Source organism: Pseudarthrobacter sp. R1 (assembly GCF_024494415.1).
In the GTDB taxonomy this organism is placed as follows: Bacteria; Actinomycetota; Actinomycetes; order Actinomycetales; family Micrococcaceae; genus Arthrobacter.
Genome location: NZ_JAMKFI010000004.1, coordinates 131,100 through 143,926, shown reverse-complemented (window position 1 = coordinate 143,926; position 12,827 = coordinate 131,100). Strand labels below are relative to the sequence as shown.

Sequence of the window (12,827 nt, the reverse complement as noted above, 5' to 3'; positions counted from 1 at the left end):
CATAGTCTCGCTTGACCGGCTGCCCGGGATCACGACCGAGGGATTTCACGGCATCGCACCCGATCAACGGCCGGACCAGCAACCCCTGACATACGAGGTACAACAATGACGTTTTCCGTCCGAAGATCACGCAGGCCGGTGGCCGCTTTGGCAGCCGCGGCAACAGCAGCGGCCGGGCTCGCCCTGCTGCCGCCCGCGCCGGCCGCAGCAGCCGAAGCCACCTCAGTGACCATTACGCCCAACCCGGCCAGCCGCAGCGAAGCCTTCCAGGGCTGGGGCACCAGCCTCGTCTGGTTCGCCAACGCGACGGCGGGCTACTCCCCCGAGTTGCGCGAGGAGCTCTACCAAAAGGTGTTCGGCGAGGACGGACTCAACCTCAACATTGCCCGCTACAACGTAGGCGGCGGCAACGCATCCGACGTCGCGGACTACCTCAACGACGGCAGCGCCGTGGAGGGCTGGTGGAAGCCGGTCACAGAACCTCCGGCAGGAACCGCCGCCTCCAACCTCTACAACCCTGACGGCTCGGTGGACCCCGCCCAGTCCAACAAGCTGGCGTTCCTGGAACAGTGGAACCCACATGACCCCGCCTCGTACAACCCGGAGGCAGACCAGAACCAGCGCTGGTGGGTGGAACGCCTTGCGGCGGACCAGCAGATCACCCACTGGGAAGCTTTCAGCAACTCCCCGCCCTGGTTCATGACCAGGAGTGGCTACGTATCCGGCCAGGTCAACACCAAAAAGGGCGAAAACCTGCTGCCCGAAGCAGAAGCCAAGTTCGCCGCGTACATGAAGCACGCCGTCGAACTCCTCGAACAGGGCAGCGGCATCACCGTGGACACCATCGATCCGTTCAACGAACCAAACTCCGGATACTGGGGCACCGACATCAACGCTGCCACCGGCAAGCCGCCCACCACGTACACCCAGAAGCAGGAGGGTGCCCTGATCTATCCGGCGGCCCAGGACCGCGTCACCAGGCTCCTCGCCGCCGAACTGGCGAAGGACAGCACCACCACGGACGCCGTCATTTCCGCGATGGACGAGACTGACCCGAACAAGTTCATGACCAACTGGAACGGCTACAGCCAACAGGCCAAGGACGCCGTCTCCCAGCTGAACGTCCACACGTACGGCACCAACGACCGCCGGCGCGTCCGCGACCTCGCGAGCTCCACGGACAAGCCCCTTTGGATGAGCGAAGTGGGCGGCTTCTGGACCGGAAATCCCGCGCTTGGCGACTCCACCAGCGGCTGGGACCGCTCCAACATCACCAATGGCCTGGGCATCGCCGGCCGCATGGTCAACGACCTCCGCGAACTCGAACCGGACGCCTGGGTGTTCTGGCAGCCGGTGGAGGACACCTACAAGCAGGAAAAGGCCGACAAGGGCTGGGGCTCCATTTACGTGGACTTCGACTGCAACTACCAGGGTCGCGAAGGGTTCTCCAACCGGCGGCTGAATGACGGTGCTTCCCCGGATCAGGCTAAATGCCGGGTCCTGACCAACCAGAAATACAACACCACCCGGAACTTCACCCACTACATCCGCCCCGGCGACTTCCTCATCCAGAATGACAACGCCAAGACGGCGAGCGCCCTGGACGCAGACGGGAACGGCGCTACCCTGGTGCACTTCAATGACACCCCGACGGCGGAGAAGGTCACCATCGACCTCAGCCGGTTCGGCAGCATCGCCTCTGGTGCCACCGTCACACCCGTGGTCACCACCAAGTCGCCCCTGGATGACATCGAGAAGAACGCCCTCGTGAAGGGCAACCCGGTGGCAGTCGATGTCACGGCAAAGTCCGCGACGCTTGACGTTCCTGCCGCGTCAGTGGTGACGTTCGTCGTCGACGGCGTCAGTGGAGTTTCGGCCGACGCCGCACCGGTCCGGGACGGCCGCAGCTACCACCTCGGCGGTGAGGCCAGCGGCAAGTACCTGACGGCGCGTGCCGACGGAACGGCGTCGATCGAGGAACTGGGCCTGGACGCTGCAGGCGTTACGCCGCAGGTCTGGACCTTCAACGCCGTGAACAGCGACGACGAGTTCGCCAATGACCGCCGCTGGGTGGTCACCAACAAGGACGGGCGCGTGCTGACGGGCAATGGCGGTGTCCTCAACGGCAGCCAATCCGGCGCCGCTACCCTGTCAGCGATGTCCCTTGAACAGGCGAAGGCGAACCCGGATTCGCAATGGATCGTCACCACCGAAAACGGCAAGCAGTGGTCCCTGGTGAACGCTGCGTCGGCGATTGCCCTTCAGGTTTCGGGCAACCAGACCGCCGCCGGAACCGGGGTCTCCCTCGGCTCTTCCACCGGCACCACGGCCACCGCCACTGCAAGCCCGCACCAGGCATGGGGATTCACCGACCTCGCGGACCTTGTGCTGCTCGGAACGGAACCCATCCAACTGAGCACGCCCATCGGCGTCGCGCCTGCCCTCCCCACCACCGTGACCCCACTGTATGAGGCGGGTGCAGGTAAGCCGCTGGCGGTGACATGGGAGAACGTGGACCCGGCCGTTTGGCAGAAGGAAGGCAAAGTAACTGTCCGGGGTTACGGTACGGATCCGTACGGGCAGGCCTTCGATGATGCGGAACTCACCGTAACCGTGGGCAAGTACGTGGCAACTGATCCGGCGTCAGTGACCGTCGGTGTGGGTTCCACGCTGGCTGAGGTGCAGGCGGCTGCCCCGACCAGCGTCCCCGGGCAGATCGGCGACGGTCCTGCCCGGAACCCGTTGGATGTGGTGTGGGACTGGGCTTCGCTCGATGTGTCGGCATTGCAGGCGGCCCGGACGCTGGCCGTTCCGGGCAAGGCGGGTGAGCTTGACGCCACGCTGACCGTTCTGGTGGTGGACCGTGTTGCGAGCAGCAACATCTGCAAGGACGACCCCACTACGGCTGTGGCTGCCAGCTACACCGAAGGCTCGTACATCGCCAGGAACACCTGCGACGCCAACGCCTCCACCCGCTGGTCCAACTGGGTGAGCGGCGGCCGCAACAGCGACAGCCTGAGCTACGCCTTCAGCCGCGACTACACCGTGGATTCGGTAACAGTGGTTTCCGCCGAGAGGGCTGCCCAGAGCCTCAAGGTCCAGTACCAGGACGCTTCCGGCGCTTGGCAGGACACGTCGGCCGGCTCCATCACGGGACTTTCGACGGCGGCACCCGTCACCGTCCGTTTTGACCCGGTCATTACACGCGGCATCCGGGTTACATTCGTCACCACGGGCTCGTACACAAAGGTCTCCGAAGTTGCCATCGCCGGGAGCCGGTTGGGTGAAGCAGGCCTTGCGGACCTCGGCAGGCTGCTCGTGGACCAGGCTTCGGTGGTCGGCTTTACCCCCGGAAGCACGGACTACCGGGTGCTGACCGCATCGGCCGCTCCCGCCGTCGTCGGCCTTCCCCTGGACACAAACGCGAAGGTGGCCGTGCAGCAGGCAACAACTGAAAGCCCGACGGCGGTAGTCACCGTCACGGCGCCGGACGGCACCACGAAGGAGTACCGCCTCGCCTTCTCCACCGGCAAGGACGCATGCAAGAACGACGGCTGGACGACGAGCCCGTCACCAACGTTCAAGAACCTGGGGGAATGCGTTAGCTACTTCGCTTCACACTAGCCGCTGAGGCAATTGCCTTGACCCTTTCGGGGCGAAACGCAGGGACGGCCGTTGCAGCACCCGCACAAGGTGGTGCAACGGCCGTTTGCGTTGCCCTTCGAAGCCGCAGTTCCACGTCCCGTAAGTGGCAGGCGGCTATGCTGTTGAAAACCCGCCGCAGCAACTGAAAACCCAGCGCAGCAACGCACAGCACGGACACGGCAGCTTCGAATCCTTCCCCCGCCTCCAAGAGATAAGGAAGATCAGTGGACAACCACCAGTCGCCAGGACAGCGCTCCGCTCCCCCGGGGAACGAGCCCGTAGAGGACCTGAGGGTGGGCGTCGTCGGCATTGGCTGGGCCGGCCAGCAGCACCTCAAGGCCTACGATTCGCTGGCCGGTGTCCGCATCGTGTCCCTGGCAGGGATGGAGCAGGACCTCCGCGACTCCCTGCAGGCTGAATACTCCATTCCCAATGCCTTCGCGGAGTGGGAAGAGATGCTGGAGCATGGCGGCCTGGACGCGGTAAGCGTGGCAGTGCCTACCTTCCTGCACGCACCCATCGCCGTGGCCGCCCTGGAACGCGGAATACACGTGCTGAGCGAGAAGCCGATCGCGCGCAACGCCGCCGAAGGCCAGTCCATGGTGGACGCGGCCCGCAAGGCAGGACGCGTCCTGGACGTCGCCTTCAACCACCGCCGCCGCGGCGACATCCAGGCCCTGAAGGGTGTGATCGACGACGGCGGGCTGGGCCGGCCGTACTACGCCAAGGCATCCTGGCTGCGCCGCTCCGGCATCCCCACGCTGGGCAGCTGGTTTACCAATCCTGAGCTTGCAGGGGGCGGACCGCTGGCAGACATCGGCGTCCACGCGCTGGATTACGCACTGCATCTTCTCGGCGAGCCCAAAGTGGTGGCCGTTTCCGCCGCCACCCACTCGGAGCTGGGCCCGCAGGGGCGGGGTGGCGGCAGCGAGTACTCAGCACTGGCCTCCAGCCACGCGTTTGAGGTGGAAGATTTCGCGTCCGCATTCCTCCGGCTCGAAGGCGGCGGGACCCTGCTGATCGAGGCAAGCTGGGCCACCTACCGGGAAACGGACGACCTCCTGGACTTCACGGTCTACGGGACGGACGGCGGCGCCGAACTGAAGGTACAGGGCGCACCATTTCCACCCGTGGGCCAGCTTCGGGTATTCACCGAAAAGGACGGCGAGAGCGCCGATTACGTGCCGCCGGTGTTGCCGGGCCGCGCGCATGACGGAGTTGTGGAAGATTTCGTGGCGGCGGTGCGAGGGGGCAAGGATGTCTGGGGTGAGCACGATGGAGCCCTGGCGCTTTACCGGGCACAAATCATCGACGCGTGCTACCAGTCCGCGCGGGAGCAAAAGGAGGTTCGTCTCTAATGAACGGCAAACTGAAGATCCGGGTCTGGAACGAGGGCGTCCACGAAGCCATCAACGAGCCGTCCCACATCGGGGAGATCTACCCTGACGGCATCCACGGCGCCATCGCCGCGGGGCTCCGCTCCTACTATCCCGAGGCAGAGATCACGACGGCGGTCCTGGCCACCGATGACGAACACGGCCTTGACGAGGAGGTCCTTGCCGAGACGGACGTCCTGCTCTGGTGGGGACACATGGCCCATCACGAGGTGAGCGATGCCGTCGTCGAACGCGTCCACCGCCACGTCCTCGGCGGGATGGGGCTGATCGTCCTCCACTCGGGGCACTTCGCAAAGGTCTTCACCAGGCTGCTGGGCACCAGCTGCTCCCTCGCGTGGCGGAACGACGGCGAGCGCGAGCTGGTGTGGACCGTGAAGCCGTCGCACCCCATTGCCGAAGGCGTGGACAGCCCCATCGTTATCCCCGAGCAGGAGATGTACGGGGAACTGTTCGACATCCCGGACCCGGACGACCTGATCTTCATCAGCTCCTTCGCGGGCGGTGAGGTATTCCGTTCCGGCGTCACCTTCACCCGGGGCAAGGGCCGCATCTTCTACTTCAGCCCGGGCGACCAGGAATACCCGGTGTACCACCACCCGCAGATCCAGCGGGTGCTGGCCAACGGGGTGCGCTGGGCCGCGCAGCCGGAGCTGCACCGCGCGATTCCGGAAGTGACCAACCCTGCCCGGGAGTGGTTCGCGCAAACCTAAGAGTTTTTGTCCAGATATGCGGACTTCGAGGCCAGCCTTTAAGTCGTCTTATCTGGACAAAAACTCCAGTGCGTCGGCGAGGCTAATGACGGTGCCGCCGGCGAATTCAAATCCTTCCCCTGGGAGATGGCGGATGGTGCCGGCTTCCGCACTTCCCGTGCTGGAAAGGATGACGACGGCGGCATAGTCGCCGTCGATGGCCGCGCCGGAGGTGCCCATCCAGGGAATGGTGAGCTGCTCCCCCATGGGGTGCGGCCCGTCCCGGCGCCAGATTCCGAGGTCAGTCAAGGGCACCCCGAAGCCGGGCACGGGGCGGACCTCGCTGACCATTCCGGATGCCGCGTCCACCGGCCAGCCGCCGATCCGCAGTCTTCCTTCTACAGCCAACTCCGTGCCCCGCACCCGGAGCAGCCGCAGCTCAACAGCACCGCGCGTCATGGAAACAACCGTCACCTCCGGCCCCGGGGTCGCTGTCCCCTTGGCGCCGCTGCCGTGGTCGGGGCCGGCGTCGGGATCAAAGGCTATCCAGTTCAAAGTGCCTCGGGAGATCCCGACTGACACCCCGTCCACGTCCTGCTGACCGAGGTACTCAAAGCCCGTCCGGTGGGTGAGCTTGCCGTCGCCGTCCACCAGGACGACGGCGTTGTCCAGGGATTCCGGCTCCAGGTCCGGGAAAGTGGCGGTGGAGTAGCCGAGCCGGGCGTAGAGGGGCGAGTCAGCCACCGCAACGCCGGCGTTGGCATGGTCCGTACCGTGGTTCCGGATGCGGACCACGCCGTCGGCGACAGTCCCGTCCACCTGCCAGCCTGGAGCGGCCAGCAACCGGCGCGTATCGCTGACTTCCACCGGCAGCTGCTCCTCCACCGCGGTCCAGGCGGGATGGTCTGCCGGCAGGGCCAGGCCCATCATGCCTTTTGCCGCCCAGTAGGGTGAGCCGGCGCCGGAATAGGACTGCTTCATCCCGGGGAACTCGCCGTGGAAACCGATGGAGAGCAGGCCGTCATCGGTGATGGCCCCGCGCTTGACGAAGTAGTCCAGGATGCCGGACGCCGCCCGCCGGCTGACGCCCGGGCTCAACCGGGTGTTACCCAGCAGCTGGCCGGACCAGAATGGTGCCGAAGCGGCGAAGCGGTAGATGAGGCTGCGGCCCTGGATGAGCGGGGCGCCGTTGGCCCCCACCAGGTGCACGGCGTCGTCCAGGAAGTCCGCGAGCCGGTCGCCGTCGAGCTTTGCCCGCGCCTTGACCCGTGGATCCTCCGGTGCCATGAGCTGCAGCAGCTGCGGATAGACCTGGAAGGCCCAGCCCACGTAGTGGTCGTAGGCGCGTTCGGGCCCGTCGGCGAACCAGCCGTGGTCCCGGTACAGGGAGTCGTGAACGGCCAGGCCTGCGTCGATGTCCTCATCCGAGTACCTGCCGCCCACGGAGGCCAGGAAGGTTTCGACAACAATCTGGAACCAGACCCAGTTAATGGGCGGGTACTCCTCGCCGATCACCGTTTCGAACCACGCGACCAATTGCTCCTGGACCCGCTGCGGAAGTTTGTTCCACAGGAGGCCCCGGGTCAGGGCGAGGCCAACCGCCACGGATGCCGCCTCCACTTTCGCCTGGCCGAGCTCTCCCGGGGTGGGCCACCGGTCCGGATTGGCCGGATTGGTTCCGGCGTCCAGCCCCTGCGCGTACCAGTCAGCAATCCAGCCGGTGCCCGCCGGGTCGCCCTTGATCCGGAAGGATGCCAGCAGGAAGGTCCGGGCGAAGGCTTCCAGCGAATCGCTTCGCGGTCCGTAGGCGCTGTTGGCCCCGGGAAGGTGCAGGTTGGCGTGATCATCACTGGCGTAGCGGTGGGCCGAGCGCAGGAGGTAGTCCGCGTAAGCGCACCAGTGTTCTCGGGTGAGTCCGGTGTACGGCGAAAGCGTTCGGTCCAGGGCAGGCAGGGCCAGGGACACGGGAGGAGTTGTGGCGGGCATGGAGTCCTCAGGGTTCGGTGACAGCGGCATCAGAGGGTCAGCGGCATCAGGCGGCAGCGGGTCTTGGCGGCAACGTCAGCCAGGAGATGGCTCGGCGCAGCAGTTCCCCGTGTTCGGCGGATTCGTAGGAGGCGGCGTCGTGGCCCAGGGCATCGTAGAAGGTCCGGCCGGCAGGTTCTGAGCCGGGTACCGGACGTTCGAATGACCAGACCACCGGGTGCTCCACCCCTTCGTGGGTGTGTGTGGCATGGATGCTGATGCCCGGAGCGGTCCGCAACCAGGAATACCGCTCATCGAGCAGTTTGAAGTCCGGAATCCCTGCCACGAGGGGGCTGGAGTCCGGCACCATGTGAATGGCTGCGGGCCCGTATTCGGGATGCATGGACTGTCCCCGCACCCAGCGTCCGCCCAGTCCGGCCTCCCACTCGGGCAGGTCCACGAAGCTGGTGGCGCTGACATGGCTGGCGAGCAGGGGACGCGGTGATTTGAGCCAGCTGGACAACCCCGCCGCGGCATCCGGGGTACCGGGGGATGGCAGCCCATCACGCGGCAGGCCGACATTGACCACCAGGAGATCCGGCAGGTCCGCCGCGTCAGCACGGGCAAGTCCCGCCAAGGCGGCGTCCACGTCAGCGGGGATGTCGACGTCGTATCCCGCCTCCCGGAGGAACCCCGCCAACGCCGTGGACGTCTCAGCGAACGGGTGCCACGGGTCGGCGTAGCGCCCAGCGCCGCTCAACAGCAACGCTTTCGGACGTGCGGCCCTTTCAAGCGAGGGAGATTCCGGGACCGGTCCCGCCGTCACAGGGACTCCTGCAGCACGCCGGAGCCGGAGACGCGCGGGGCACCGACGGACGATTCACGCAGGATCAGCTCCGGATTCAGCTCGATCCGGTGGACCGGGCGCATCCGCCCCTCGGCCAGACGGGCTGCCATCAGCTGCACAGCCACCTTTCCCACGTACTGCTTGGGCGGGCGGACGGCAGAGATCGCGGGCTCGGCAAGGTAGGCCACTTCGTCGTCGTACCCCACGATTGCCATGTCCCCCGGGACTTGCCGCCCCCTGTCCACGCAATGCTGCACAAACGCCACCGCCTGGGTGTCTGAATGAACCAGCATGGCCGTGGTTCCGGTCTTTTCGCACAGCTCGAGAACGTGGTCGAAGTGCCGGGCGCGTTCCCCGTTCTCCTGCTTGGCCGAATCCTCGTGCACCGAGCCCTCAAGCGGAATCTTCAGGGCAGCGAGGGCCTGCCGCCAGCCCCGCACCACATGCGGGCTGGTGGGGCTGGACGAATCGGTGAGGCAGCCGATCCTCCGGTGCCCCTCCTGCCACAGGTGTCGGACGGCCATTCCGGCGCCGAAGGCATGGTCCGTGGCCACCCATTCCAGCCGGTGCGCGGGGATTTCTATGGGCGACCTGCGTTCGGCGAGCACCACCGGGATGGGGAGCGCGTTGAGCCAGCGCAGCAGCTCCTGGCCCTGCTCGCCGGTCATGTCCGGCGCCACGATCAGACCGTCCACGTTCTGGTTGTCCAGCAGAGCCTGGACCTGGCGGCGGTTGTCCGCGGCATCGTAGGCAGATCCCCGCACCAGGATCCGGAGGTTCTGTTCCTCCGCTTCGGCCCGCGCGCCGCTGATGACCTGCGGCCAGTAGTAGTCAAGGGAGGGCACCACCATGCCGATTGCGTAGCTGTGCGACTGCGGCCGGCCCGCGGCCGCTGCGCGGTCCAGCCTGCTGGGCAGCGTTGCGCCACCATGGACCCGGGACACCAGCCCTTCGTCCGCCAGGAGGTTGACGTCGCGCCGGATGGTCAGCTCGCTGACTCCAAGTTTCACGGCGATATCCCGGACGGTGACGGCGCCATGGGCCCGGAGTTCCTCCATCAGCCGTTCCCTGCGCTGGAGCGAGAAGAGCGCCCTTCCTGCTGCTTCGTGCGGTTGGTCAGGGCTCATGGTGTTGCCTCCACGGTGAGGGTGAATGCGCCTGCGGCGCTTGGATGTTCAGGGAATCCTTGGGAAGGCAGCCGGAAACGCAGGCGCGTCAGCTTTGCACCCCAGATGTCCGCGAGGAGGGGATCGTCAAGCAACCACTCGTCAACGAGGACGACGGCGGCACCCGGCTCCCAGTGCAGGAGGGCTCCGCGGGTGGTCCCGGCGGCGGGAATCCCGGCCGGAAGAACGGTGGCTTTCCCCTGCCCGACGCTCACGGTACCGGCGGCAAGGTAGGTGATGTCGACGTCGGCCGGTCCACTGCCCGGCGGGGCACCGCCCAGGTCCCAGCGGTCCTCCACCACGACCTTCCGGGCCTTACGGTCAAGCGATGACGTTCGGACCCACTGGTCCGGGCGCAGCCCGTAGGCCGCCCCCAGGGCCAGCTGGAGCGTGGGGTCCGCCGGCTTCGGCGTCCGCAGCACTGCGGCAGCGAACTCTTTTCCGGTGCCCTGTTCCAGGCCAAACGGTGCCGGAACGCTGTGCCACGCGCTCTGCATGGCCCGGATGTCGTAGCGGTCAGGGCCGAACGTCTTCGCCGTATAGGTGGGCTGGCCGGCGTCAACCAGCAGTGGAACGCCGTCCACCGCCACCACCACCGAACCCACGTCCCGATGGTTGTGGTGTTCGCCGTTGTGTCCGCCCTTTGCCGCCAGCAACAGGCCTTCCGCACTGCCTGCGCTCTCCCGGGCCACCATGATCTGCACGGAGGGGAGGTACGTGAAGGGAACCAGTGGTGGGGTGGCCCTTTCCGCCGAGGCCAGGAGCGAGTGCAGGACTCTTCCAAGACCCGACGCCGGCTCGGGGTACGGGGACACCATGGCAGCCGCATGCCGGGCGGCGTCCTGGTCCCCAAGGCGTACAGCCCAGCGGTGCAGCATGTCCCACGGCAGGGCCCGGGCTGCCTGGGCGGGGCCGTCGGCGACGTTCAGGTACCAGTTCGTTCCGACGTGCATCCGGTGCGGGAAGGCAACCAGCTCACGGATCACCGGAAGGTCCGCATTGAGTCCACCACCGGTGGCTTCTTCCAGCAGCGCGAGTCCCTCCAGCGCCCGGCCGGCCCCGTTCCACCAGTAGGCGAAGCCTTCGTCAACAGCGCCGTCAGGGGGCAGGGAGGCGAGGAAGCGGTCCAGCCCTTCAATGCACCCTTCGACTGTTCGAACCTGTTCGGATGGATCATCCACCAGGAAGATGGCGGCCGCGAGAAGGTTGGTATGGATCCAGGGATTCCAGTTGTGGACGTCGCCGTTCAGCCCCAGCCAATGCCAGTCGAGGCGATCCAGGAAGGGCCGGATGACCCGTTCGGCGGTTTCTTCCCTGATGCGGCGGCGCAGGCCAGGGGCCCTCTCCTCCAGGCGATCCCCCAGGACGTGGTCCAGCCAGGCCAGCTGCGCCGCGACCTCCCCGGCCCCCAGATCCAGATAGGGCCGGGAGATTCTGGGCACCACCTCGCCGGAGCGGGAAAATACGTCATCATGCGCAGCCCAGCTCCACGAGCTTTGCTCGCACAGCAGGTACGCGCCGTCGATCACCTCGTCTAGCCAGCCTTCCTTCTCGACGGCCCCTTCGGCCGCCGCAGCGGGAAGCAATGACATCACCACGGCACGGGTGAGGCGCTGCTGGCGTGCCGCTACCAGCCCTTCGTAGGCCGTACGGTTCCCGTCCCGGAAATAGCGGGCGTAATGCGAGACGAGGGGCTGTGGCCACGCCGTACCTTTCTCCCTGGCGGCCTGCCGGCCCAGCGCTTCCAGCGGCGCGGCGGGCACCCCTTCCCACGCGGCTTCCCCCGCCGGCCGGACCCGTACGCGCTGACGCGCTTGGGCCAGCAGGCCTGCCAGTTCCGGGCCGGCAGCCTTGCTGCCCCAGGTGGAGGCCAGGGGTGGTTCCAGGGTGCCCGCAGGCACAGCGTGAAGGGCCATGGCTTCTTTCATTTGTTCGAGTATGAACGTTTTCGAACGAGTAGGAACATGTTGGATGAACTGTCTTGTTTATGAGTATGTACGGAATGTTAGATGTGATGCAAGACATGTCCGACCGGAACGGGTCACACCCAGAATGCGAAAGGAGGGTCCCTGATGTCACGAAAGCCCAAGGCACTGCTGGTCATGAATAGCGGAACCTTTGCCGATCAATTTGATTGCACCCGGCTGGAACGGCTGGAAAAAGTGGTTGACCTCGGGGCCAACCCCTGGACCGATTCACTCGATGGTGCGGAGCTCACGGAGCGGCTTTCCGGCGTCGAAATCCTCTTGACCAGCTGGGGCGTTCCCCGGCTCGACGCCGAACGCCTGGAACGGATGCCCAAGCTTCGGGCAGTGTTCCACTGCGCCGGCACGGTCCGCAGCTTCGTGAGTGAGGAACTGTGGGAGCGCGGGATCCTGGTGACCAACGGTGCGGACGCAAACGCCATCCCGGTGGCAGAGTTCACCTTCGCCTCCATCGTCCTGGCAGGGAAGAAGGCCCACGTACTGTCCAATGACGCACGTACGTACCGCGAGGACTGGAGCTACAGTACCCGGCGCGGGGAGCTGGGAAACATCGGACGGGTCATCGGAGTGATCGGCTTCTCCCGCATTGGACGCCGGGTGGTGCAGCTGGTGCAGCAACTGCAGGATGTGACCTGCCTGGTCAGCGATCCGCACGCGGATCCCCGGGCCGTGGCAGCCGCTGGTGGGCGCCTCGTTCCGTTGCAGGAGCTGCTGCCAGCCTCTGACGTTGTGACAGTCCACGCCCCCGCCCTGCCTGAAACGCGGCACATGATCGGCGCCCCTGAATTGCGGGCAATGAAGGACCACGCCACCCTTATCAACACAGCCCGGGGTTCACTGGTGGACACCAAAGCCCTGGCAGACGAGTGCCTCACCGGACGCATCACGGCCTTGCTGGATGTCACCGAACCCGAGCCCCTGCCCGCGGATTCCGTGCTGTACGACCTCCCCAACGTGATCATCACTCCGCACATCGCCGGTTCGCTGGGAACGGAAACCCGGAGGATGTCCGACGCCGCTTTGGACGACCTGGAACGGTACCTCACCGGCCGGGAGCTCCTCGCCCAAGTGCTCCACGAAGACCTCTCGCTCAGCGCCTGACCACAGTACAACCACCGCCATTACGGCAAACT

At 66.2% G+C, this 12,827-nt stretch carries 8 protein-coding genes; 4 read left to right on the top strand and 4 right to left on the bottom strand.

The annotated features are described in order from the left end of the window. The first annotated feature begins 105 nt into the window (after positions 1-105). From M8J71_RS03730 to M8J71_RS03720, 3 genes are all read left to right on the top strand, one after another. Positions 106-3,624, top strand: coding sequence for a discoidin domain-containing protein (locus M8J71_RS03730; RefSeq protein ID WP_256246659.1), 3,519 nt, complete (start codon positions 106-108; stop codon positions 3,622-3,624). A gap of 245 nt (positions 3,625-3,869) precedes the next feature. Then, the gene (locus tag M8J71_RS03725; RefSeq protein ID WP_374114803.1) at positions 3,870-5,003 is read left to right on the top strand and encodes a Gfo/Idh/MocA family protein; all 1,134 of its coding nucleotides are present in this window, start codon (positions 3,870-3,872) and stop codon (positions 5,001-5,003) included. After that, positions 5,003-5,752: a ThuA domain-containing protein gene (locus tag M8J71_RS03720; RefSeq protein ID WP_256246658.1), complete on the top strand. Its 750-nt coding sequence runs from the start codon at positions 5,003-5,005 to the stop codon at positions 5,750-5,752. Before M8J71_RS03725 ends, M8J71_RS03720 begins: the two co-directional genes overlap by 1 nt. Positions 5,753-5,800: 48 nt before the next feature. Here M8J71_RS03720 and M8J71_RS03715 read toward each other — a convergent pair whose 3' ends face one another. The 4 genes from M8J71_RS03715 to M8J71_RS03700 form a co-directional block, all read right to left on the bottom strand. After that, entirely contained in the window at positions 5,801-7,717 is a 1,917-nt protein-coding gene (locus tag M8J71_RS03715; RefSeq protein WP_256246657.1) for a DUF2264 domain-containing protein, read from the bottom strand. Positions 7,718-7,763: 46 nt separating this feature from the next. Continuing rightward, entirely contained in the window at positions 7,764-8,456 is a 693-nt protein-coding gene (locus M8J71_RS03710; protein ID WP_256246656.1) for a ThuA domain-containing protein, read from the bottom strand. Between the two features lie 62 nt (positions 8,457-8,518). Further along, the gene (locus tag M8J71_RS03705; RefSeq protein WP_256246655.1) at positions 8,519-9,670 is read right to left on the bottom strand and encodes a LacI family DNA-binding transcriptional regulator; all 1,152 of its coding nucleotides are present in this window, start codon (positions 9,668-9,670) and stop codon (positions 8,519-8,521) included. Further along, positions 9,667-11,637, bottom strand: a complete 1,971-nt coding sequence (locus M8J71_RS03700; protein ID WP_256246654.1) for a heparinase II/III family protein — start codon at positions 11,635-11,637, stop codon at positions 9,667-9,669. Before M8J71_RS03700 ends, M8J71_RS03705 begins: the two co-directional genes overlap by 4 nt. A gap of 144 nt (positions 11,638-11,781) precedes the next feature. Between M8J71_RS03700 and M8J71_RS03695 the strand changes: the two genes are divergently transcribed. Further along, the gene (locus M8J71_RS03695; RefSeq protein ID WP_256246653.1) at positions 11,782-12,795 is read left to right on the top strand and encodes a hydroxyacid dehydrogenase; all 1,014 of its coding nucleotides are present in this window, start codon (positions 11,782-11,784) and stop codon (positions 12,793-12,795) included. Positions 12,796-12,827: the final 32 nt, after the last annotated feature.

Coding starts and splice junctions, on each gene's coding strand:
- M8J71_RS03730 (WP_256246659.1), top strand. CDS start 106: ATGACGTTTTCCGTCCGAAGATCACGCAGGCCGGTGGCCGCTTTGGCA.
- M8J71_RS03720 (WP_256246658.1), top strand. CDS start 5,003: ATGAACGGCAAACTGAAGATCCGGGTCTGGAACGAGGGCGTCCACGAA.
- M8J71_RS03715 (WP_256246657.1), bottom strand. CDS start 7,717: ATGCCCGCCACAACTCCTCCCGTGTCCCTGGCCCTGCCTGCCCTGGAC.
- M8J71_RS03705 (WP_256246655.1), bottom strand. CDS start 9,670: ATGAGCCCTGACCAACCGCACGAAGCAGCAGGAAGGGCGCTCTTCTCG.
- M8J71_RS03700 (WP_256246654.1), bottom strand. CDS start 11,637: ATGAAAGAAGCCATGGCCCTTCACGCTGTGCCTGCGGGCACCCTGGAA.
- M8J71_RS03695 (WP_256246653.1), top strand. CDS start 11,782: ATGTCACGAAAGCCCAAGGCACTGCTGGTCATGAATAGCGGAACCTTT.